The sequence below is a fragment of the Lysobacter soli genome (assembly GCF_003382285.1).
GTDB classification, from domain to species: domain Bacteria; phylum Pseudomonadota; class Gammaproteobacteria; order Xanthomonadales; family Xanthomonadaceae; genus Lysobacter_J; species Lysobacter_J soli.
Genome location: NZ_QTJR01000005.1, coordinates 124,581 through 145,568 on the forward strand (window position 1 = coordinate 124,581; position 20,988 = coordinate 145,568).

Genomic DNA, 20,988 nt, shown 5'->3' on the forward strand with positions numbered 1-20,988 from the left:
CGATCCCGACACGCCATCGCGAAGGGGCCATGCGCGCGGAGATCGCCGATCGGAACGGCATCGTCGCAGTGTCGCGGAAACGGTCCGCGGCTTTCGCACGGCTGGTCGCGCCGCTCTCGCCGGCAGGCCTGCTGATCGGCACCGCGTTCCTCGTCGCCTCGTTCACGCCGAGCCTGATTCCACGCACGCCGACGATGCAGGGCGTGCTGGGCGGAACGGCATTCGCAGCGGGTTACGGCATCGGCGTGTTCCTCCGTTGGCTGTGGGAATACCTCGAATTGCCGCCCTCGCGAGGGCGCACGCCGTGGCGTGTGAAGCGTGCGCTGTACTGGCTTTGCGCCCTCGTCGCGCTGTGGGCGCTGTGGCGCGCGCCGCATTGGCAGAACCACGTTCGCGCCGCGCTGCGCATGCCCGCCGAGGAGGGCGCCGATTCGTTCACCGTCGCGGCCGCCGCGCTGGTCGCGTTCGGAGCGTGGCTCGCCCTGGCACGCGTGCTTCGTGCGATGGCGGTGGTGTTCTCGCTTTCGCTGGCGAAGGTGCTGCCGCGACGAGTCGCCAGCGTGCTTGGCGTCTCGGCGGTGCTGGTGGTGGTGATCGTGCTGAGCAACAGCATCGTGCTGCGCATCGCACTGCAGGTCATCGACTCGTCGTTCCGCCAGGCCGATGCGCTGATTCCGCCCGACACTGCGCCACCGATCGGCGCCTTGCAAACGGGCGGCCCGCAATCGCTCATCGCATGGGAAAACCTGGGGCGGATGGGGCGCCGCTTCGTGTCGTCCGCGCCGACGGCGACGGACATCGGAGCGCTCGCCGGTGCGCCTGCACGCACGCCGCTGCGCGTGTACGCCGGCCTGCCGTCGGCGGATTCGGCGCAGGCGCGCGGGCAACTTGCGCTTGAGGAACTGAAACGCGTCGGCGGCTTCTCGCGCGGCGCGCTGGTGATCATCACGCCGACGGGAACCGGCTGGGTCGATCCGGCCGGCATCGAGGCCATCGAGTACCTGCGCCGCGGCGACGTCGCCAGCGTGGCGATGCAGTACTCGTATCTGTCGAGCCCGTTCTCGCTGATGATCGAACCCGAATACGGCGAGGAAAGCTCGCAGGCGCTGTTCGAGGCGATCTACGGTTACTGGAGAACGCTGCCGCGCGATGCGCGCCCGCGGCTCTACCTGCACGGCCTGAGTCTGGGTGCGCTGAATTCGGAGCGCTCGCTGGAGCTGTTCGACGTGCTTGGCGATCCGCCGCAGGGCGCCTTGTGGAGCGGGCCGCCATTTGCGGCGCGGCAATGGCGTCGCATGACGCACACGCGCAATCCCGGATCGCCCGCGTGGCTGCCGCGATTCCGCGACGGCCGCTTCGTGCGTTTCATGAACCAAGATGGATCGCCCGTGCCGACGGACGCGCCGTGGGGCCCGATGCGCGTGATGTACCTGCAGTACGCCAGCGACGCGATCACGTTCTTCGATCATCGCGATCTGTTCAGCGCGCCCGACTGGCTGCATCCTCGCGGGCCCGATGTGGCGCCGCAGATGCGCTGGTATCCGGTCGTGTCCACGATGCAGCTGGTGCTCGACATGATGCTGGCCGACGACGCGCCGATGGGCTTCGGTCACGTCTTCGCGCCGTCGCATTACGTCGCCGCGTGGCGGCAGGTCGCCGGGATCGACGACTGGTCCGAGGCGGATCTGGCGCGGCTGTCGCGCACGCTCGACGCGCGGCGTGCGGCGGAGATCGCGCGCGACGAAGACGAAGGCGGGGGCTGAACTACGGCTGCGGCGTGCCTTCGTCCGCCGGCGCCGTGCTGCGATCGACGATCTGCGCGTCGCGAAGTTCGCGCTTCGCATCGCGCAAGGCGCTGCCGTCGATCGGGCGGATCGAGTCGATGCGACACGACGTGCGCATGCCGGCGGTGCGAGGGACGACGCTGTCCATCCGTGCGTTGACGTTGCCGAGCGAATTGGTGATCGAGATGCCGCCGGCCGACAGCATCGACGGACACCGGTTGCGCAGTTCGAGCAGATGCCCGCGGCTGCCGCTGGACCACACCGCCAGCGCCTGGTCGCCCAGCGGCGTCCACTGCTGCATGCCGGTCATGCGATCCAGCCGGAACGACATCACCGGCAAGCCGGCGTGCGCGCGATACAGATCCAGGCGCTCCTGCGTGGTCAATGTCGGGCCGTGCGAACAGGCGGTCAGTGCAACCGCCGCCAGCATCGGGGCAATCAGGGCGTGAGGTTTCATGTCGCTACCGTCCATGTCCGATGGAATCCGTGTCCGACGAACGAACGCCGACGAGATGTGGAACCGGCCGCGAGCCGGCCGGCTCCGTTTCGCGCAGGATCAGCGCGTGACGCGTGTGGTCGTGCCGTCGGACGAGACCTGCACGCGATCGCCGACGCGGAACTGCTGACTCGTGCCGTCCTGCGTGACGGCGATGGTGCGTCCCGAGTCGAGTTCGACCGTGATCTCCACGCCGGCGCGCTGGTTCCGCGACATCGCGTTGCCGGCCGCGCCGCCGGCGACGGCACCGGCCACTGCGCCGGCCGTATTCGCGCGCGTGCCGCTGCCGATGGTGCTTCCGGCGATACCGCCCAGCGCCGCGCCCGTGGCGGTGCCGATGCCACGCGAGTCGTTCTGGATTGCAACATCGCGCAGGCCGCGAACCGTGCCCATCTCGACGGTGCGCGCGGCACCGACTTCCGAACGGTTGAACGTCGACGGCGTGCTGTGCGTTGCGCAGCCCGAAGCCAGGACCAGCCCGACGGCGAGCAGTGCCGCCTTGATTGCAGTGACTTTCATTGCGGTGCCTCCATGTCCATTCCGGCGTGGTGCCGGCCCCACAACGGCTTGCGCTTGTGGTCGCCGGATTACTCCGGTCGCAGTGACGCGATGGTGAAACGCTCGTGACGGTCCGCTGCCCGACGTGACGAAGGCTTCACGCGACGCCCACGCGAAATCAACGACTGTCGCTGCTCGTGCGCGAGGAATGCGGCGCACGCTGCGCTCGGCGTCCCCGGAGGGACGGTGCCATGACGATGCCAGCGATCACCCGCCGCCGGTCGGCCGCCTTGCGGCATCGCGCCACGCTGCGCCGCCGCACGCTTGCCGCGACCTTGCTCGCCTCCATGCTCGCCACTCCAATCACGGCGTTCGCGCAGGACGCGATGATGGGCACCGTGCTCGACGAGCCGGGCAGCGCCGGGCTGGGCTTCGCGTTCCGCGCGGAATCATCGCCCTACGTCGATGGCGACACGCGCGACGACTTCCTGCCGCTGTACCTCTACGAAGGCGAGCGCTTCTTCCTGCGCGCGAACGAAGCCGGCGTGCGGATGTGGCGCAACGACACGATGGGGCTGGAAGGCTTCGTGGAACGGCGCCTGGAAGGCTATCCGGAAGACGAGGCGCCGACGTCGCTCGAAGGCATGACCGTGCGCAACACCGGCGCGGATCTCGGCGTGCGCTTCTATTTCCAGCACGATGCCTCGCGCTGGGACGCTGCCGTGCGCCACGACGTGGCGGGGCTCTCGCACGGCACGGAAGTGCGCGCCGGTTACGCGTACACGATCGAGCGCGAGCGCTGGCGCCTGCAGCCGGTGGCGATCGCGTCGTGGAGAAGCGGCGATCTCAACGACTACTACTACGGCGTCGCACCCTTCGAAGCGCGCGACGACCGTCCGGCATACGACGCGGGCGACGGATGGAACGCGACGCTGGCGCTGTACGGGAAGTACCGCATTTTCCAGCACTGGAGCCTGGTCGGCGGCGCGTACGTGACGAAGCTTTCGTCGGAGATCACGAACAGTCCCGTCGTGGACGACGACGTGCAGTGGGGCGTGATGGCCGGCGCCGCGTACGACTTCGGCAACGGGCAGGTGCGCTGGGACGACGACACGTCGCCGACGTACGTGAAGGTGTTCTACGGCCGCGATACGGGTGACGGCTGCCATCTGGTGCGGATCATGACGCTCCAGTGCGTGAGCCTCAACGACGACGATCCGACCGACATCTACGGCGTGCACGTCGGCCGTCCGTTCGTATCGAAGTTCAACGGCTGGCCGCTCGACATCATCGGTTACGTCGGTCTGCTCCGGCACGACGAGAAGGGACTTCAGCCCGACGGCTGGCAGCTCGACGCGTACATGAAGGGATTCTGGTACGGCTTTCCGTGGAGTCATCGGGTGACCACGCGCGTGGGATTCGGCATCGGCGTGTCGTACGCCGAACGCGTTCCGTACAGCGAGGTGACCACGCAGGCCGAGCGCGAACGCAACACTTCCAAGCTGCTCAACTACCTGGAGCCGAGCATCGACGTCAGCGTCGGCGACCTGTTCGGCAACAAGCGCTGGCACGACGTCTACTTCGGGTTTGCGGTGTCGCACCGGTCCGGCATCTTCGCCACGTCGCAGCTGCTTGGCACCGTCGATGGTGGCTCCAACTACCTGTACGCGTACCTCGAAGCCGCGTTCTGACGGGCCGATCCATGCGCGACGAACGCATCCCGGCGACCCTTGCGATGCTCCTCGGCATCAGCGCGGTGTTCGTGATCCTGCTGGCGCTGTACCTCGGGCGTTCGCTGTTCGCCCCGGTGTTCTTCGCGATCTTCATCGTCGCCATCGTGTGGCCGCTGCAGGACTTCATGGAAAAGAAGCTTCCGCGCGTGCTCGCCATGCTCGTGACCGTAGTGGTCGCTGGTGGCGTGCTGGTCACGCTGGCAGGCCTGGTGCTGTGGAGCCTCAATCGCGCCGTGCTGTGGGCCATCGGCAACGCAGCCGCATTCCAGGCGGCGTACGTGCAGATGGACACATGGTTGCAAGGGCATGGGTTGTATCTGGCCAGCGAGTTCGTGCACAACTTCGACCCGCGCTGGCTGTTCGCCGCATTGCAGCGACTCGGTGCCGGCCTGCAGTACGTCGCGAGCTTCGTGGTGGTCGCGCTGGTGTTCGTCGTCCTTGGATTGCTGGAAGTCGAACCGACGCGTCGCAAGCTCGTGCGCGCGAACAAGGTGGAGCTGGTGGCGGCGTGTCGCGCGGCGGCGGCGAAGTTCCAGCGCTACATGATCATCCGCGCCGTGATGAGCCTGGCGACCGGCCTCGGCGTGTGGGCGCTCACGTACGCCTTCGGCATGGATCTGGCGATGGAATGGGGTGTCACCGCGTTCGCGCTCAACTTCATTCCGTTCATCGGCCCGTTGTTCGCGACGATGCTCCCGACGCTGTTCGCCATCGTGCAGTTCGACAACTTCGTCGTCCCGATCGCGATCTTCGTCGGGCTGAACGTGGTGCAGTTCCTGATCGGCAGCTACCTCGAACCACGTGTGGCGGGCGACCGGTTGTCGATCTCGCCGTTCCTCGTGCTGTTCGCGGTGTTCATGTGGAGCATGCTCTGGGGCATCGCCGGCGCGTTCATCGGCGTGCCGATCCTCATCGCGGCAATGACCTTCGCCGAACACCATCCCACCGCGCGCAACTGGGCGCAGCTGCTGTCGGGCGATTCCGCGCGACGCGCCCGCGCGAACGAATGAGCCAGTCCATCTGACAAGGAGGCGACCATGTACCGTGTCCTGCTGCTGATCGCGATCGGTGTCGTGCTTGCGCTGGTCGGCGTGTTCCGCCTGCCGCAGTGGCCGACGGCGCAATCGACGGGCACTGTCGAAAGCTGCGCGGACCTGACGGCACCGGTCACGCGTGCGCAGGCGCGGCGCGAGCTCGAACGTCGCCGCGCCAACCTCGCGCAGGGAACCGACGCAGCACGCCTGGCCACGCGCACCGGCGACGTCGCCGAACAGCGGCGCGCCGGGGCCACCTACAGCGCGACGCGCGCGAACGAGGTGGCGGACGCGCCGTGCGTCGCCGAGCTGGAGCAGATCGCAAGCGGCGAGCGCCTGGGTGCGGCGCGGGGCGAATGGATGCGCGTGACGGCCCTGATCCTCATCGTCAGCATCGGTGCGCTGCTTGCGCTGTATTTTGGCCGGATCGCCGCGCTGCGCGGCCGCTGGCGTCGTCGCTGATATTCAGCGTGGCGCGCGGTTCTTCGACGCGAGTTCGGCGAACGACCGCGTCACCGCGCGCGCTTCCGGCACGCCGGCGCCGTTGAGGCGCGCCTGCGCATACGCCGCGAGAACCGGCGGCAGCGCGGGAACAGCGTTGGGCGCCATGCCGTCGGTGGCGAACAACGCCGCGTCGAGCACGTCGATCACGTCCTCCGGCTGCGACTTCGCGATGGCGTTGCGCGTCGAGAGCGCAAGACTCGCAACGCGGTCCTTGCTGAGGCCGAAGCGCGCGGAAGCACGGGTGATCGAAGCGTCCGCCCGCGGGATGCGCGGCGAGTTCGACGGCAGCGTGCCGCCGGCTTCCTCGTTCAGGAGCCGATGTCCGGGCGACATGCCGCGCTCCACCAGGGCGCCGGGTGGCGCGTCTTGGCTGCTGCGCCGGTCGAACATCGAGAACATGAGCACCGCGAGCGCGGCGAGGATCGCGATGCCGATCAGCGTGGCACGATGCGACGCGCCGCTGGAGGCATGAGGGCGTGTCATGGTCCGGCTCCTTCGGCGTCGTCGACGTCGCGAAGTTCGCCCGCTGCGGATGGTTCGCGGATCGGGCTGATCAGCATGATGGGGCAGGGCGGACGCTGCATAGGCCGGGCGCCGGGCATCGACATCACGCGAACGGCATCGCGTCGCGACTGCACGCGGCCTTCGCTACGTGTGATCTGGATCGACGTGGCCGTGTCGAGGCCGGTGCACGGCGACGCGAGTTCGAGCAGGAAGCCGTTGTCGCGCCGCGGCCACACCGCCAGCGCCTGGTCGCCGAGGGCTTCCCACCGCATGTTGCGTGCGTAGTCGATGCCCGCGACCGGCGTGCCTGCATGCTGGCGATATCGCGCGAGCCGTTCCTGCGGATCGGCGGGCGTGTGCGCGCAGGCGCACAGCAGCGCGACGGTCGCGATGGGAACGAGCCTGCACAGCGCCTCAGAAATCCGCGCGGACATTCAACCAGACCTCCGTCGAACTGTAGTTGAGCGCGACGACGTTGCTCTGGTCGCGGATGTAGAGCAGCTCCGGACGCAGCGACCAGCCGTCCGTGAAGGCCCACACGAGCCCGGCGCCGCCTTCGTACAGGTTGTCCTTGCGGCTGAACGTCGCGGCCTCGTCGCGTTCGTCCGGGTGGAAGCGGACGTCGTCGGCGCTGAAGTCGTCTCGTTCCCACCAGACGAACACGAACGCGTCGAGCGTGTCGCTGAAGGTCCAGTCGAGGTTCGCGGTGGCGCCGAACACGTCGGAATCGCCATCGGGGCGCGACGTCGCCGTGTTGCGGCCGGCATGCCCGGTGATGCCGAAGTTCGCCGCGCCATCGTTGAACGAGTGCGACCAGCCGACGCTGCCAGTGGTCGTGGTGCGGCTGCGATCGCGCAGCGGCCCTTCCGGGTAGCGACGGCGTTGCACCGACAGGCCCGCCGTCAGCTGCGACTCCACGTCCATGTTGTGCGTGTAGTCGAAGAATCCCGCGACGTCGTTGCGATAATCGCCGTTGCCTCGATAACTCACGCGGCCGCGAATGCCACCGGAAAAGCGGCTGTCGTTCACTCCATGGCTCGCGGCGAAACTCCAGCGCAGGTCGCGATCGTCGCGGGATCCGGCGTCGTACTCGCGATGGCGATAGTCGAGCGTTCCGTCGAGCGACGTGCCGTTCGAGAGCGCGTGGCTGAGTCCGCCGCCGACGCGAAGGTTGTAGAAGGTCTCGCGCCGATCGCCGCCACCGAACGTGTTCGTGCCGCGCGTGGAGTTCACGCGATAACGCCCGATCCCGGTCGCCGCGTAGCCGAACGTGCTGGTGCGCCGACCTTCATCCAGTGCTTCGCGTGCAGCGTCATCGTAGATCTGCGACTGCGTGATGAGATCGGGCGGCAGGTTCTCGAAGTGCATCGCGATCTCGAACTGGTTGACCGCGTTCGCGTGCTGCCCCAGCGCGTGGTACGCGCGGCCGAGCGCGAGATGCGCATTCGCGTTGTCGGCGTCGAGTTCGATGCTGCGTTCGAGTGCGACGCGCGCGCGTTCGGCATCGCCTGCGCCGAGCGCGGCGCGCCCCAGGACGTACTGATAGGTCGCGTCCTGCGCGCTCGCTGATTCCTGCGGTGCGAGCCGCTCCAGCGCTTCGGCGTAGCGCTTCTGCGTGAGCAGCGACTGCGCGTCGGACAGCGCATCCTGCGCGTTCACCGCCGAGGCGGCGAGCATCGCGACACACAGGAACACGATGCGGCCAATACCACCGGGCGGTCTGTCTGGGCGTCGCATGGCTCCTCCCTGCCGTAACGGCTCGGCGCGCCAGAGCTCGGCTTCACGCGCGAGGGCTATCTGGCTGGGACACGCGTTAACGGGGTGTCAACGAGATGCGCGAGAGTGGAGGGCTTGTGCCCGTTAAGTTGCGCAGTCCGCTTCAGAACGTGCCGAAGCGGATCTGCACGCCGCCGCCCGGCACGCCGTTGATCACGCCGATCTCGTTGTCGTCGAACTGGTAGATCGCCGGCCAGGTATGGCGGAAACCGAAGGGCCACGCCGGCGGCGTGACGCGTTTCCAGCTCGCGCCATTGTCCTCGCTCCAGGTGACTTCGTTCTGGCACGAGGTGACGAAGACCGTCCCGCGCGTGGTGGCCGTGAGCTGCGGGCCACAGCGCTGGTCGGCGAGCGGCGTGCCGAGCCCGTCGGGCCAGGTCACGCCGTCCTTCGAGATCTTCGTCGAAACGGGACATTGCGGATCGTCGCCGCACGTCTCGAACACGAGCAGGTAGCGACCATCCTGCATGCGCGACATCACCGGCATGCCGGGACGCAGCTTGCCGCCGCCGGGTTCGGCGACGAGCACGGACTTCGCACCCCATGTCGCTCCGTGATCGCGTGAGGTGCGCTGCGACACGACCTGGTTGTACGAGGGCTTGCCGTCGGCAAGCGTCTCGTCGGCATAAAGCACCGACAGCGTGCCATCGGGCAGCAGCGAGAACACCGGTTCCCACACGCCGCGATCCTTTCGCCCGCGCGGGTTTTCGTTGCGGTCGATGGTGCTGAGGAATCGCCACGTGCGGCCGCCGTCGTCGCTCGCGTGCACGTTGAGGCGATACGACTTGCCTTCGATGAGGGACCGCATGCCGAGCAGGATGCGTCCGTCCGGCAACACCAGCAGTTCGCCGTTGTCGATGTTGCGTCCCGGCTCGGCGACCGATGACAGCTCCTTCCACTCCCGGCCACGCGAATCGCCCAGCGAGATCGTCAACGTCGTCGGCGTGCCCTTGCCGTGGAATCGCGTGGTCACCGCGAGCCAGCGACCATCCGGGAGTCGTGCGAGCCGCCCCCACGCCGCCTTGCTTTTGGCGACGGTGGCGGTGTCGGTCCACTGCACCGTCGCAGACGCGCAGGGCGGCAAGGCGAGCAGGGCGAGCGCGAGAACGAAGCCGCGCATCGTCAGTGCCAGAAGGTCGCGTACAGCGCGACGAGGATCGCGAGCACCGCCAGCGACGCCACGTTGAACGACGGCGCGGTCTTGTAGCTCACGTCATCCGTCCGGATGCGGTCGCGCGCGCCGCTGGCCGGCGTCGCCAGCGCGACCACCGTCGCCAGCGCGAACGACAGCAGGAACACCAGGCCGATGCGATCCATGAAGGGCAGGTCGGGCCACAGCAGCTTCAGTGCCAGCGACAACACAAACGAGCCGATGGCCGCGGCGAGCGCGCCGGCTTCATTGGCGCGCTTCCAGAACAGGCCCTGCAGGAAGATCACCACGATGCCCGGCGTGAAGAAGCCGGTGAACTCCTGGATGTACTGGAAGCCCTGATCGAAGCTGCCCAGCAGCGGGCGCGCGGTGAGCACGGCGATGACGATCGACACGGCCGCGGTGATGCGGCCCACGCGCACGAGCTTGGGCTGCGAGGCCTGCGTGTCGCGCTTGGCGTAGAAGTCGAGCGTGAAGATCGTCGCGACGGAATTGATCTTCGATGCGAGCGAGGCCACGATCGCCGCCACCAGTGCCGCGAATACCAGGCCCAGCACGCCGCTCGGCAGCAGGCGCATCATCGTCGGATACGCCGCATCGGGGCGCTCAAGCGACGGCGCCAGCATCACCGCGGCGATGCCCGGCAGCACCACGATCACCGGCATCAGCAGCTTCAGGAACGCGGCGAACACCACGCCCTTCTGCGCTTCGCGAATGTCCTTGGCGGCCAGCGCACGCTGGATGATGTACTGGTTGAAGCCCCAGTAGCTCAGGTTCGCGATCCACAGTCCGCCCAGCAGCACCGACAGGCCCGGCAGATCCTTATAGAACGGGTTCGACGGGTCGAGGATCATCTGGAACTTGCCGGGATGCGTCGTCCACAGCGTGTGGAAGCCCTGCACGATGCTGCCGTCGCCGATCTGACTCAGCGTGATGCCGGTGACCAGCAGGCCGCCCAGCACCAGCAGCGTGACCTGCACGATGTCGGTCAGCGCCACCGCCTTCAACCCGCCGTACAACTGGTAGGCGAGTGCGAACAGGCCAAGCAGGATCAGCGCGAGCGTCTGGTCCATGCCCGCGACCTGCGACACGGCGATCGAGCCCAGCCACAGGATCGAGGTCAGGTTGACGAACACGTACAGCCCGAGCCAGAACACCGCCATCAGTGTGCGGATGCGATTGCCGTAACGTTCCTCCAGGAACTGCGGCATCGTCGTGACCTGGTTGCGCAGGAAGATCGGCAGGAACCACTTGCCGACGATGAGCAGCGTCACCGCGCCCATCCATTCGTACGACGCGATCGCAAGGCCGATCGCATAACCCGAGCCGGACATGCCAATGATCTGCTCGGCGGAAATATTGGCTGCGATCAGCGACGCGCCGATGGCCCACCAGGGCAGGGCGCGGCTGGCGAGGAAGTAGTCCTGCGCCGATTTCTGGTGCCCGCCCTTCTCGCGCGAGACCCACTGCGCGAGCACGAAGATGCCCGCCAGGTACGCCAGCACGATGCCGACATCGAGGGTGGAAAGACTCATTCGACAAATCTCCGCAAGGTGGGCAGGGCGTCAACGACGCCGCACGGCATCGGGGTCGCCGGCGAAACGCGGCTCGCGCAGGCCGGTGATGCCGGGCTCGAACGCGAACACATCGCCGGCATGGCGATCGATCGAGCGCGCGGCGTCGGTCATGCCGTCGTGCGCGCTGGTGACGTAAAGCGTGGCCAGCGACGGGCCGCCGAAGGCCGGGCGCGTGGGCTGCGAGGTGGGCATGGCGACGACGCGATCCTCGCGGCCGTCAGCGCGATAACGCACGACGCGCGATGCGCCCCATTGCGCGTTCCACACGCCGCCTTCGCTGTCCACGGTGGAACCGTCGGGTTCGCCGCCTTCCAGCGACGTCAGGTCGACGAAGGTGGACACCGCACCGACCTCGTCGCCGTATTCGCATTGGAGGATCCGCTTCTGCAGCGAATCGCAGAAGTACATCGTGCCGCCATCGGGACTGAAGGCGACCGAGTTGGCTATCGCGACGCGCGGCAGCGGCAGTTCGTGCAGCGTCAGGTCCGCGTCCAGTCGCAGGAACTGGCCATGCGCGCCCTTCGGGCCGTGCGCGGGTTCGTGCAGGGTTCCGAAGACGAAACGCCCTTGGCGATCGCACGCGCCGTCGTTCGCGCGCGTTTCCGGTGCGATGGGAAGCGTTCGGATCTCGCGGATCTCGCCGGTGCCGAAATGGAAGAACGCGAGTCGCGACGCGAGCGCGAGCAGCAGCCAGCCATCGGCGACGCACAGCGCGAACGATGCGAGACGCTCCGGCATCGGCCAGCTGCGCACCGTGCCGTCTCCGGGCACGTAACGCCACAACATCGATGCGTGGATGTCGGTCCACAGCAGCGACTGCGTGCGATCGCACCAGAGCACGCCTTCGCCCAGCGCGTGGCCGGACTGGACCGCGACGCGAACGTCGACGCTCAAACCCAGCCTCCGTCCACGATGAAGTCCTGGCCCGTGCACATGCGGCTGTCGTCGGCGGCGAGGAACAGCGCCATCCGCGCGAGGTCTTCGGGCTTCAGGTGTCCGGGCAGGCACTGCGCGCGCGCGATCTGCGCTTCGCCTTCCTCGTCCAGCCACAGGCGTTTCTGCTTCTCGGTGATCACCCAACCCGGCACGAGCGCGTTGATGCGGATGCGGTCGCGGCCAAGTTCGCGCGCCAGGCCGTTCACCAGCCCGTGCACGGCGGATTTCGCCATGGCGTACATCGGATAGCCGGCGTTCTTGATCATCCAGCCGGTCGAGCCGAGGCAGATCACCGAACCACCGCCGAGCGCGCGCATGTCCTCGACGACGGCCTGCGTCGCGAAATACTGATGGCGCAGGTTGACGGCGATGTTTCGTTCGAAGTCCGCGGCGGTCGTGCTGCCGAAGGAATGGCGCACGTCGTTGGCGGCGTTGTTCACCAGCACGGCGATGCGGCCGATGCGCTCGCGTGCCTGCGAGATGGCGTCGTGCAGCGCATCGAGATTCGTGACGTCGCAGCGCAGGTACACCGGTGCGTGTTCGACATCGCGCACTTCGTCGATCAGCGCCTGCGCGCCGGCGTCGTCGATGTCGAGGAATGCGACGCGTGCGCCCTGGCGCGCGAAGTGCTCGACGAAGCTCGCGCCGATGCCGGTCGCGCCGCCGGTGATGAGCACGGCGCGGCCGGCGAGACTCGGGTAATGCGCCATGGAGTCGTCGGTCATCGCGCTCACCATTCGGCCACGCTGCCGTCGGCGTGGCGCCAGATCGGATTTCGCCAGCGGTGACCTTCGGCGGCGCGTTCGTCGACGTACTCCTGGTTGATCTCGATGCCCAGGCCCGGCCCCTGCGGGATCGCGACGTAGCCGCCTTCGTATGCGAAGGGCGCGCGATCGGTCAGGTAATCGAGCAGGTCGTTGTTCGCGTTGTAGTGGATGCCCAGGCTCTGTTCCTGGATGAAGGCGTTGTAGCAGACCGCATCCAGCTGCAGGTTCGCTGCAAGGGCGATCGGGCCGAGCGGGCAGTGCAGCGCGAGCGCGACGTCGAAGGCCTCGGCCATCGCGGCGATCTTGCGTGTTTCGGTGATGCCGCCCGAATGCGACGGATCGGGCTGGATGATGTCCACACCGCCGGTCTGCAGTACGCGCTTGAAGTCGAAGCGCGAGTACAGGCGTTCCCCCAGCGCGATCGGGGCAGGGGAGAGCGAGGCGAGTTCGGGGATGCATTCCAGGTGCTCGGACAGAACCGGTTCCTCGATGAACATGAGGCCGAACGGTGCCAGTTCGCGCATCAGCACCTTCGCCATCGGCTTGTGCACGCGGCCGTGGAAATCGACCGCAAGGCCGACTTCGCGCCCGACGGCATCGCGCACGGCCTGCACGTTTTCCAGCACGCGCGAGACCTTCTCGTGCGTGTCGACGAACTGCACTTCCTCGGTGGCGTTCATCTTCACCGCGCTGAAACCCCGTGCGACGGCGTCCTTCGCCGCGCGTGCGGTTTCGGCCGGACGGTCGCCGCCGATCCACGAATACACGCGGATGCGGTCGCGCACCTGGCCACCGAGCAGCGAATGCACCGGCACGCCCAGCGCCTTGCCGTGGATGTCCCACAACGCCTGGTCGATACCGGCGAGCGCGCTCATCAGGATCGGGCCGCCGCGGTAGAAGCCGCCGCGGTACATCACGTTCCAGTGGTCCTCGATGAAACGCGGATCCTTGCCGATGAGGTAATCGGACAGTTCGTCGACGGCTGCCGCGACGGTATGCGCGCGGCCTTCGACGATAGGCTCTCCCCAGCCGCTGATGCCGGCATCGGTGTCGATGCGCACGAAACACCAGCGCGGCGGCACGAGGAAAGTGGAAATGGCGGTGATCTTCATGCGTGTGGGGGTCCGTGCTCGTTGCGTGCGGTCGGTCAGGTGAGGTTGATCGAGTTCCAGCCGTCGACGAAGGCGCGCGCGCGGCGCGCGGTTTCGGTGGCGTCGATGCCGGGCGAATACAGTGCGGAGCCGATGCCGAAGCCGGCGGCGCCGGCCTTGCGGTAGGCACCCATGTTGTCGGGCGTGATGCCGCCGACGGGCAGCAGCGCGGTGCCCTTGGGCAACACGCTCGACCACGCCTTCAGCACCGGAGGCGGGAGTTGTTCGGCAGGAAAGAGTTTCAGCGCGTCCGCGCCCGCGGCGAGCGCGGCGAAGGCTTCGGTCGGCGTGGCGACGCCCGGCGTGCAGACCAGGTCGGCGGCCTTCGCCGCGCGGATCACGGTCGTGTCGCCGTGCGGCATGACGATGAGCTTGCCGCCGGCGTTTTTCACCTGCGCGACCTGCTCGGGCGTGAGCACGGTGCCGGCGCCGACGAGGCAGCGGTCGCCGAACTCGCGCGCGAGCAGCGCGATGCTCTCCAGCGGCTGCGGCGAATTGAGCGGCACTTCGATGACGCGGAAACCGGCGTCGAACAGCGCGGCGCCGACGGGCAATGCGTCCTGCGGGGTGAGCCCGCGCAGGATCGCAACCAGGGGAAGGGGTTGCAGCCACGCGGTGCTCATGCGCACTCCGTCGATGTTGGTGCGGGGGTGTTCCGGGCTAGCGCGCCGTCTTGCGCGCGCGTCGTCCTTTGATGTTCGCGCGGGAGTCGACGATCATGCCGTGCATCGCTTCGCGCGCCTGCTCCGGCCGTTTCAGCCGGATCGCGTCGTACACCGCGAAGTGCCGCGGCAGCGAATACTTGAAGTCCACGGCGGTCTTCGCCGACAGCAGGAAGTACGCGCCCAGTGCCGTGTCGATCACCGAGAACAACGAGCCCATCAGCTCGTTGTTCGCCGCGTCCAGCACGCACTCGTGGAACTCCAGGTCGGCCTTCGCCCAGGCGTCCAGATCCGTCGCTGCGTCCATCGCCTCGTACGCGGACTTGATGCGTGCCAGCTGCTCCGGCGTGCGCTTGCGCGCGGCCGCCGCTGCGGCAGCCGGTTCGATGATCTCGCGCATCTCCACCAGCTTCTCGACGAAGTCCTCCGTCGGCATCGACGCGCAGCGCCACGCCAGGATGTCCGCGTCGAGCTGGTTCCAGTAGCGCGTGTCGCGCACGCGCGAACCGGTCTTCTGCTTGGTTTCGATCAGGCCCTTGGAGCCCAGCACCTTCAGCGCCTCGCGCAGCGCGGTGCGGCTGACCGCCATGCGCTGCGCCAGCGCTTCCTCGCGCGGCAGCAGTTCGCCCGGCTTGATCTCGCCGCTGACGATCAGCCGGCCGAGTTCCTGGATGACCTGGTTGTGCAGGTTCCGCACCGCGATCTGTCTCACTGGTCCCCCTCCACGACGCATCCGGCGTCGCTCCTATTATCCGACAATAGGGGTATAGCATGAGTTCGGTTGCGCGTACCGCTTCGAGCCTCATGGCGATGCCACCGGGTCGATCCGCAGCCAGTCGTAGTCGAGCGGGCGCTCGGGATTCGACAGGACGATGCGGTTGTGGCCCGCCTTCAGCGGTGCCTTGAACGTCGCCTCGCGCCAGCCTTCGGACGTGGACGGCGTCGCGCCACCGGTCGCGGCAACGCCGTTGATGCTCATGCGCGGTGCGGCCGCGAACCCGATGTCGGCGAAGCGCACCGCCAGCGTGCGTGGGCCGGACTGCCCGACGACGACGTCGAAGCTCAGGTCCGCATCCTTGCCGCTGGCCAGCCGCACCTTGCGATAGGCCGATGCCTCGACGTTGTCGATCTGCGCGCCGCCGCGACGCACGGCGTCCTCGGCTTCATAGCGGTTGAGCGCGAGCGGCGCCGACGCGAACAGGATCTCGTTGGTCTCGTCGGGTGCGGGCGCGTTCGCCGTCGAAGACGACGTGACGTGCAGCAGCGTGCCGTCGGCGCGCGGGATCATCGCCTGCGTCCAACCCGCGTGGATGTTGCCCGTGCGCTTGCGCACCGGCGCGCCGGCTTCCCACCACGGGCCACGGCCGCCGTCGGCGTTCCAGTAGAACGTGCGTCCACCCGCATCGCCGCCACCGCCGGCCCGCTGTGCGGCGACCACGATCACGCCGTCGGGCGTCTCGCCGGGAAGCCAGCGGATCGTCGGGCAGGCCGAGGGATACGCGCCGGACGCCGTCTGGATCGGCGTGCCACGATCGCCCGCGTCGCCCCAGTCGAGGCCATCGCGGCTGAACTTGATGTGCACCTGGCCGTTGCGCGCAGCTCCGGTGTTGTCGATGTTCTCGTACACCATCGCGTAGCCGCGACCGGGGATGCGTTCGACGATCGCCATGCCGGGACGCTCGACGCCGCCGGGCAGGGCGACATCGAAGACTTCCTTGCCCCAGGTGCGGCCGCCGTCATTCGAAACCCGGTGCGCCAGCAGCTGGTTGAAGCCCTGTGCCTTGTGCTGTTCGGTCGAATAGAAGACGACCATGCGGCCGTCGTCGAGCACGACGATGTACGGCTCCCACACGCCCTTGTTGAGCCGGTCGGACGGCTGCCCGCCGCCCTTGACGATGCTGCTTCGGTACGTCCACGACCTGCCGCCGTCGACGCTGGCGTACAACTGCAGGTCCTGGTCGGTGATGCGCTCGCCGCCGTCGCGGCGGATCGCGTTGGCCGCCAGCAGCAGCGTGCCCGCGGGAAGATCGCCGCTGCTGCGCGCAAGTTCGCTCAGGTGCGGCTGCCAGCGCAGTGCCCAGCTTTTGTCGCCGCGATGCGCCGTTTCGTCGATCGAACCGATGCGCTTGAAGCTGTCGCCATCGTCGCGGCTTTCGAACAGCGGCACGTTGCCGGCTTCGGACGGCTCGTAGACCAGCAACAGGCGGCCGTTGTCGCCGCCGTTCGACTGGTGCGCGAGCTTCACCGCCGACGCGTAGCCGATGCCGGGCGCGAGCTTGTGGCCCACGACCTCATCGGGCACGTCGGCGATTGCGCCGTCGACGACGCCCGTGCACAGCAGCACGGACATCGCGACGGGCAGCAGGCGCCGCGCGGGGGAGGGCGCGCGTCGCATCACAGCTTGAACCGGTAACCCAGGCCGATGGTCTGGTCCTGGAAGCGGATGTCGCGCGGACGCGTGTCGCCATCGCCCCAGAACTGGTGCAGGTTGTTGCCCAGCAGGTTGGTCGCCGAGAGGATGACCGTCTGCCGCGGCGTCACGTCGTAGCTGATCGAGAAGTCCAGCGAGCTGGCCGGTTCGACCTGGTCCTCGTTGCCGGCCACAGTGGGCTGGGTGAAGAAGTCGATGTAGCGGCTGCGATAGCCGTAGGCCAGTCGCGCCGAGACGCCGTAGTTTTCCCAGAACAGCACCGCGTTGTAGTTGTTCTTCGACACGTTCTGCAGCGGGCGCGAGGTTTCCGGGCCGCCGATGAACTGCGGCGAACGCGTGGAGCCGTCGATGTAGGTGTAGTTGAACTGCGCGCCCAGGCCACTCCATGCGCCGGGCAGGAAGTCGAACGTCTGCTGCCAGGCGAACTCGACGCCCTGCAGGTGGCCGCTGCCGGCGCTCTGCGGGGACGACAGCTCGAAGTCCTCGCCGCCGATCACGACGTTGGTGACGTAGTTCTGGATGTAGCCGTCGATGTCGCGATAGAACAAGCCCAGGCTCGTGTAGCCCACCGGCGAGAAGTACCACTCCAGCGACGCGTCGTAGTTCATCGACTCGATCGGCGTCAGATCCGGATTGCCGCTGGCGGCGATGCCGGCGCGGTTGATCGTGCCGGGGTTGAGCGAGATGGACGGATTGAGCGCGCCGAAATCCGGATAGCTCAGCGTCTTGGCGGCCACCAGGCGGAGCTGCCATTCATCGTTGAAATGCAGGTTCATGCTCGCGTTCGGCAGCGTGTTCGTGTCCTTCGTGTTGCGCGAGATCGGGCTGTAGATGCCGGTGGACGCATCGAAGGAGTATGCGTTGAGGTCGCGCTCCACGCGCTCCACGCGCACGCCGACCAGGCCGTCCACGCGCAGGCCGAACATCTCCGTGTCGTACTTCGCCTGCAGGTAGCCGGCGAGCTTTTCCTCGCCGATGTCGAAGAAGCGGCCGGGGTTTTCCGCCGCCAGGCCCGGCTGCAGGCCGTACAGCGTGCGCAGGTAGTCGGCGCTGTCGATCAGCGTGTCGTAGCAGGGCGTCAGCCACTTCTGGTGCAGGGCGTCGTTGCCGCGCTTGCTGCAGAAGAAGTCCAGGCCCGGCAGGCGCGCGATGACCTGGTTGTCCGGGTTCGGATTGGCGGTGATGTTGCCGGTGCCCGCGCCGCCCGGCGGCGGCGTGGACAGCTCGACGCTGCCCTTCGCCTCGGCGTTGCGGTCCGCGTAGCGCAGGCCGAACTGCAGTGATGCGATCGGGCCGTCGATGAAATCGAAGTGGCCGTCGCCGCGCCAGCTGTTTTCCTCGCCGTACGAATAGCCCCAGGTCTGGAACAGGCCGTTGAGGTAGAAGCGCGAGGGATCCAGCGCCGGATCGCCCTGCAGGTACCAGTTCTGGTGGCGGCCGGACGTGCCTTCCCACACGGTGGTGATCGGGCCCGACAGGAACGTGTCGATGATGAAGTTCTCGTCGCGGTAGTAACCGGACGTGCGCGAGAACTCGGTGGAAAGGTGCAGCTGATCGCCGTCCCACTTCAGGCCGAGCGCGTTCTGGATGTCCTGCCCGCGCTGCTTGTGCGCCTGCGTACTGGTGGCCGCGTACGTGTCGCCGGTCCACACGCCGTTGGAGGCGTCGCAGATGGTCTGGCCCTGCAGCGCGCCTTCCAGCTGGTTCGGATAGCAGTGGCTGCCCACGCCCAGCTGCGACGGCGTGACCGCGCCGACGGGGAAGGTGAAGTAGAACGCGTTGGAATAGCTGTCGCGCACCCAGTCGTACAGGCCTTCCAGGTAGATCTCGGTGTCTTCGCGGGGCTTCCACTGCAGCGCGTAGTTGAAGGCGCCGCGTTCGCGGTAGCCGTCGTTGTACGACGTGCCCCAGCCGTTCGGCGCGGCGATGAGGTTGCCATCGCTGGTGCGGATCGGCTCGCCCGTGCCGGTGGTGACGACCTTCGGGAAGTCGCCCCACACCGCGTCGTACGCATAGTCCTTCGCCTGGTAACCGAAGTTGACCAGCGCGCCGAACTCGCCGGCGTCGGTGTCCCAGCGATCGCTGAAGAGCAGGCTCGCGTTGGGATCGACGCTGCCGCCGTACTTGCTGTGCGTGGCGGTATAGGTGCCGGCGACTTCGCGGCCATCGAAATCGAACGGACGGCGCAGCTGGATGTCGACAAGACCGGCAATGCCGCCGAGAGGGAGGGAGGCCTCGGAAGTCTTGTACACGCTGAGCGTCCTGACCGCGGTCGCCGGCAGGTTCTGGAATGCGAAGCCACGGCCGGAGCTGGAGAAGATCTCGCGGCCGTTGAGGGTGGTGATGACGTTGGGCAGGCCGCGGATCACCACGCTGGTGGTCTCGCCCTGGTTGCCCTGCGCGATCTGCACGCCGGTGACGCGTTGCAGCGCGTCGGCGACGCTGTTGTCGGGCAGCTTGCCGATGTCCTCGGCGACGATCGAATCGACGACCATCGTCGCGTCCTGCTTCAGCGACTGCGCGGTTTCAAGGCTCTGGCGCAGCGCGGTCACCGTCACGGTGTCCAGCTCGGTCGCTTCCTGCGACGAGGTCGGCTGCTGCGCAGCGGCCGGGGTGGCGTCCTGCGCGAGCGCCATCGGCGGCAGCACCAGCGCGGACAGGATCGACAGCGACAACAGCGAGCGTGGGAAGCGTCGGTTCATGGCATCGGTCTCGAAGACGTTGGGTGCGCGCGGCCGGCACGAAGGCGCGCCGCGCGTCAGGGATCAGAGGGCGGGGACTTCGTTCTTGGGGGCGCGGCTGAGGGCGCGGATGATCTCGATCTCGCGCGCGCGATACGGCTTTCCATCGCCATGGAGCAGGTCGTGGAACCACAGCGTCGGCGGCTTCTGCGTGTACGGACGCTCCCACGAATCCCACGGGAAGCGCGTCTGCGTCTTGCCGTCCACGAAGCCCCAGTTGTACATGCCGACGTTGAGCTTCTTGGCGACCGGCAGCACGCCGTCGATGGTCGAACCGGCGCCGCGGGCCAGGTACTCGGTGCACAGCAGCGGACGGCCGTAGACCTGCAGCTCCTGCACACGCTGGGCAAAATCCTCCGGCCAGGCGTAGGTGTGGAACGAGATCACGTCGGACAGCTCGACCTGCGCCCTCTCGACGCGGTTCAGGCCTTCGAGCTTGTTCCAGTCGGGGTTGTGCCACAGGCCGCTGGTGAGCGGCTGCGTCGGCTTCTGCGTGCGTGCCCACGCGAAGACCTGCGGCAGCAGTTCGGCGACGCGGTCGAACTTGTGCTTGCTTTCGCGCGGCTGGTAGAAGCCGCTGCCGCCGCCTTCGTTGTCGGGCTCGTTCCACACGTCCCACGCAAGCACGCGGTCGTCCTTGGCGTAGGTGCCGACGATGTCCTTCACGTACGCCTCAAGACGCGCGTGCTGTTTGGGATCGTCCAGCGCGGCGGTGCCCGGGCCCTGCACCCAGCCGGAGTTGTGCACGCCGGGGATCGGCGGACGCTGCGGGCCGAGCTTCGGATCCGGATCCCAGCACGAATCGAACAGCACCAGCATCGGCTTGATGCCGTGCTTCGCGGAAATCTGCAGGAAGGTTTCGAGGCGACGCTTGAAGCCCTTCGGATCCTGGTGCCAGGCCATGTCGTGCAGGAACACGCGCATGGTGTTCATGCCCATGTCCTGCGCCCAGCCCAGTTCCAGGTCGATGCGCTTGGGATCGAACGTCTCGGCCTGCCACATTTCCAGCTGGTTGATCGCGTTGGCCGGGATGTAGTTGCTGCCCACCAGCCACGGCTGCTTCGCGTACCACGCGTTTGCTTCTTCCTGCGACCAGCGCTCGCCCGTCGCGGCGAGCGCCGGCTGCGCGAGGGACGCGCCCGCCAGCGCAGCGGCGACGAGCAGTTTGGGTAGCCACTTGAACATCAATCCATCTCCTTGTTTCGAGGAATCCAGGCATGCCTCCGGCCTTCACGACAGCCGTG

Annotated in this window: 19 protein-coding genes; 4 read left to right on the forward strand and 15 right to left on the reverse strand. The window is 67.6% G+C overall.

The window, feature by feature from the left end:
• The first annotated feature begins 29 nt into the window (after nt 1-29).
• Complete coding sequence (locus DX912_RS09175; protein ID WP_115842201.1) at nt 30-1,763, forward strand: alpha/beta hydrolase; 1,734 nt, start codon at nt 30-32, stop codon at nt 1,761-1,763.
• 1 nt (nt 1,764) lies between these two features.
• On the opposite strand, the gene DX912_RS09180 is transcribed toward DX912_RS09175, so the two are convergent.
• Both DX912_RS09180 and DX912_RS09185 read right to left on the reverse strand, forming a co-directional pair.
• Nucleotides 1,765-2,241: a DUF6491 family protein gene (locus DX912_RS09180; RefSeq protein ID WP_147298609.1), complete on the reverse strand. Its 477-nt coding sequence runs from the start codon at nt 2,239-2,241 to the stop codon at nt 1,765-1,767.
• Nucleotides 2,242-2,340: 99 nt separating this feature from the next.
• Nucleotides 2,341-2,799 carry an outer membrane lipoprotein gene (locus tag DX912_RS09185; RefSeq protein ID WP_115842203.1) on the reverse strand — a complete coding sequence of 153 codons (459 nt, stop codon included), beginning with the start codon at nt 2,797-2,799 and terminating at the stop codon, nt 2,341-2,343.
• Between the two features lie 230 nt (nt 2,800-3,029).
• Between DX912_RS09185 and DX912_RS09190 the strand changes: the two genes are divergently transcribed.
• Genes DX912_RS09190 through DX912_RS09200 form a run of 3 tightly spaced genes read left to right on the forward strand, consistent with a single transcriptional unit; the run spans nt 3,030 to nt 6,007 of the window.
• Nucleotides 3,030-4,469, forward strand: coding sequence for a MipA/OmpV family protein (locus DX912_RS09190; RefSeq protein WP_115842204.1), 1,440 nt, complete (start codon nt 3,030-3,032; stop codon nt 4,467-4,469).
• A gap of 11 nt (nt 4,470-4,480) precedes the next feature.
• The gene (locus DX912_RS09195; RefSeq protein WP_115842205.1) at nt 4,481-5,521 is read left to right on the forward strand and encodes an AI-2E family transporter; all 1,041 of its coding nucleotides are present in this window, start codon (nt 4,481-4,483) and stop codon (nt 5,519-5,521) included.
• A 27-nt stretch (nt 5,522-5,548) separates the two neighbouring features.
• Complete coding sequence (locus DX912_RS09200; protein WP_115842206.1) at nt 5,549-6,007, forward strand: hypothetical protein; 459 nt, start codon at nt 5,549-5,551, stop codon at nt 6,005-6,007.
• Between the two features lie 3 nt (nt 6,008-6,010).
• Here the strand turns inward: DX912_RS09200 and DX912_RS09205 are convergent, their stop codons facing one another.
• From DX912_RS09205 to DX912_RS09265, 13 genes are all read right to left on the reverse strand, one after another.
• Nucleotides 6,011-6,532, reverse strand: a complete 522-nt coding sequence (locus DX912_RS09205) for a hypothetical protein (RefSeq protein WP_115842207.1) — start codon at nt 6,530-6,532, stop codon at nt 6,011-6,013.
• Nucleotides 6,529-6,987 carry a DUF6491 family protein gene (locus tag DX912_RS09210; protein WP_115842208.1) on the reverse strand — a complete coding sequence of 153 codons (459 nt, stop codon included), beginning with the start codon at nt 6,985-6,987 and terminating at the stop codon, nt 6,529-6,531. The genes DX912_RS09205 and DX912_RS09210 overlap by 4 nt, the downstream gene beginning before the upstream one ends.
• Complete coding sequence (locus DX912_RS09215; RefSeq protein ID WP_115842209.1) at nt 6,968-8,290, reverse strand: tetratricopeptide repeat protein; 1,323 nt, start codon at nt 8,288-8,290, stop codon at nt 6,968-6,970. The genes DX912_RS09210 and DX912_RS09215 overlap by 20 nt, the downstream gene beginning before the upstream one ends.
• A 142-nt stretch (nt 8,291-8,432) precedes the next feature.
• Nucleotides 8,433-9,449 carry a sialidase family protein gene (locus DX912_RS09220; protein WP_115842210.1) on the reverse strand — a complete coding sequence of 339 codons (1,017 nt, stop codon included), beginning with the start codon at nt 9,447-9,449 and terminating at the stop codon, nt 8,433-8,435.
• Nucleotides 9,450-9,451: 2 nt separating this feature from the next.
• Nucleotides 9,452-11,014 (reverse strand): sodium/sugar symporter, encoded by a 1,563-nt coding sequence (locus tag DX912_RS09225; RefSeq protein ID WP_115842211.1) that lies wholly within the window; start codon nt 11,012-11,014, stop codon nt 9,452-9,454.
• A gap of 30 nt (nt 11,015-11,044) precedes the next feature.
• The gene (locus tag DX912_RS09230; RefSeq protein ID WP_115842212.1) at nt 11,045-11,950 is read right to left on the reverse strand and encodes an SMP-30/gluconolactonase/LRE family protein; all 906 of its coding nucleotides are present in this window, start codon (nt 11,948-11,950) and stop codon (nt 11,045-11,047) included.
• Nucleotides 11,947-12,717, reverse strand: coding sequence for an SDR family NAD(P)-dependent oxidoreductase (locus tag DX912_RS09235; protein WP_233433541.1), 771 nt, complete (start codon nt 12,715-12,717; stop codon nt 11,947-11,949). Before DX912_RS09235 ends, DX912_RS09230 begins: the two co-directional genes overlap by 4 nt.
• 5 nt (nt 12,718-12,722) lie before the next feature.
• Complete coding sequence (dgoD, locus tag DX912_RS09240) at nt 12,723-13,910, reverse strand: galactonate dehydratase (RefSeq protein ID WP_267896514.1); 1,188 nt, start codon at nt 13,908-13,910, stop codon at nt 12,723-12,725.
• The gene (locus tag DX912_RS09245) at nt 13,907-14,533 is read right to left on the reverse strand and encodes a 2-dehydro-3-deoxy-6-phosphogalactonate aldolase (protein WP_115842215.1); all 627 of its coding nucleotides are present in this window, start codon (nt 14,531-14,533) and stop codon (nt 13,907-13,909) included. Before DX912_RS09245 ends, dgoD begins: the two co-directional genes overlap by 4 nt.
• A gap of 37 nt (nt 14,534-14,570) precedes the next feature.
• Nucleotides 14,571-15,284 (reverse strand): FadR/GntR family transcriptional regulator, encoded by a 714-nt coding sequence (locus tag DX912_RS09250; protein WP_233433542.1) that lies wholly within the window; start codon nt 15,282-15,284, stop codon nt 14,571-14,573.
• Between the two features lie 90 nt (nt 15,285-15,374).
• Nucleotides 15,375-16,967, reverse strand: coding sequence for an exo-alpha-sialidase (locus tag DX912_RS09255; protein ID WP_115842217.1), 1,593 nt, complete (start codon nt 16,965-16,967; stop codon nt 15,375-15,377).
• Nucleotides 16,967-19,705 carry a TonB-dependent receptor gene (locus DX912_RS09260; protein ID WP_115842218.1) on the reverse strand — a complete coding sequence of 913 codons (2,739 nt, stop codon included), beginning with the start codon at nt 19,703-19,705 and terminating at the stop codon, nt 16,967-16,969. The genes DX912_RS09255 and DX912_RS09260 overlap by 1 nt, the downstream gene beginning before the upstream one ends.
• A 63-nt stretch (nt 19,706-19,768) precedes the next feature.
• Nucleotides 19,769-20,929 carry a cellulase family glycosylhydrolase gene (locus DX912_RS09265; protein WP_115842219.1) on the reverse strand — a complete coding sequence of 387 codons (1,161 nt, stop codon included), beginning with the start codon at nt 20,927-20,929 and terminating at the stop codon, nt 19,769-19,771.
• Nucleotides 20,930-20,988 lie beyond the last annotated feature (59 nt).

Excerpts from the sequence above, each read along its gene's own strand:
- DX912_RS09175 (WP_115842201.1), top strand. The coding sequence starts at position 30 with ATGCGCGCGGAGATCGCCGATCGGAACGGCATCGTCGCAGTGTCGCGG.
- DX912_RS09180 (WP_147298609.1), bottom strand. The coding sequence starts at position 2,241 with ATGAAACCTCACGCCCTGATTGCCCCGATGCTGGCGGCGGTTGCACTG.
- DX912_RS09185 (WP_115842203.1), bottom strand. The coding sequence starts at position 2,799 with ATGAAAGTCACTGCAATCAAGGCGGCACTGCTCGCCGTCGGGCTGGTC.
- DX912_RS09190 (WP_115842204.1), top strand. The coding sequence starts at position 3,030 with ATGACGATGCCAGCGATCACCCGCCGCCGGTCGGCCGCCTTGCGGCAT.
- DX912_RS09195 (WP_115842205.1), top strand. The coding sequence starts at position 4,481 with ATGCGCGACGAACGCATCCCGGCGACCCTTGCGATGCTCCTCGGCATC.
- DX912_RS09200 (WP_115842206.1), top strand. The coding sequence starts at position 5,549 with ATGTACCGTGTCCTGCTGCTGATCGCGATCGGTGTCGTGCTTGCGCTG.
- DX912_RS09205 (WP_115842207.1), bottom strand. The coding sequence starts at position 6,532 with ATGACACGCCCTCATGCCTCCAGCGGCGCGTCGCATCGTGCCACGCTG.
- DX912_RS09210 (WP_115842208.1), bottom strand. The coding sequence starts at position 6,987 with ATGTCCGCGCGGATTTCTGAGGCGCTGTGCAGGCTCGTTCCCATCGCG.
- DX912_RS09215 (WP_115842209.1), bottom strand. The coding sequence starts at position 8,290 with ATGCGACGCCCAGACAGACCGCCCGGTGGTATTGGCCGCATCGTGTTC.
- DX912_RS09220 (WP_115842210.1), bottom strand. The coding sequence starts at position 9,449 with ATGCGCGGCTTCGTTCTCGCGCTCGCCCTGCTCGCCTTGCCGCCCTGC.
- DX912_RS09225 (WP_115842211.1), bottom strand. The coding sequence starts at position 11,014 with ATGAGTCTTTCCACCCTCGATGTCGGCATCGTGCTGGCGTACCTGGCG.
- DX912_RS09235 (WP_233433541.1), bottom strand. The coding sequence starts at position 12,717 with ATGACCGACGACTCCATGGCGCATTACCCGAGTCTCGCCGGCCGCGCC.
- DX912_RS09245 (WP_115842215.1), bottom strand. The coding sequence starts at position 14,533 with ATGAGCACCGCGTGGCTGCAACCCCTTCCCCTGGTTGCGATCCTGCGC.
- DX912_RS09255 (WP_115842217.1), bottom strand. The coding sequence starts at position 16,967 with ATGCGACGCGCGCCCTCCCCCGCGCGGCGCCTGCTGCCCGTCGCGATG.
- DX912_RS09260 (WP_115842218.1), bottom strand. The coding sequence starts at position 19,705 with ATGAACCGACGCTTCCCACGCTCGCTGTTGTCGCTGTCGATCCTGTCC.
- DX912_RS09265 (WP_115842219.1), bottom strand. The coding sequence starts at position 20,929 with ATGTTCAAGTGGCTACCCAAACTGCTCGTCGCCGCTGCGCTGGCGGGC.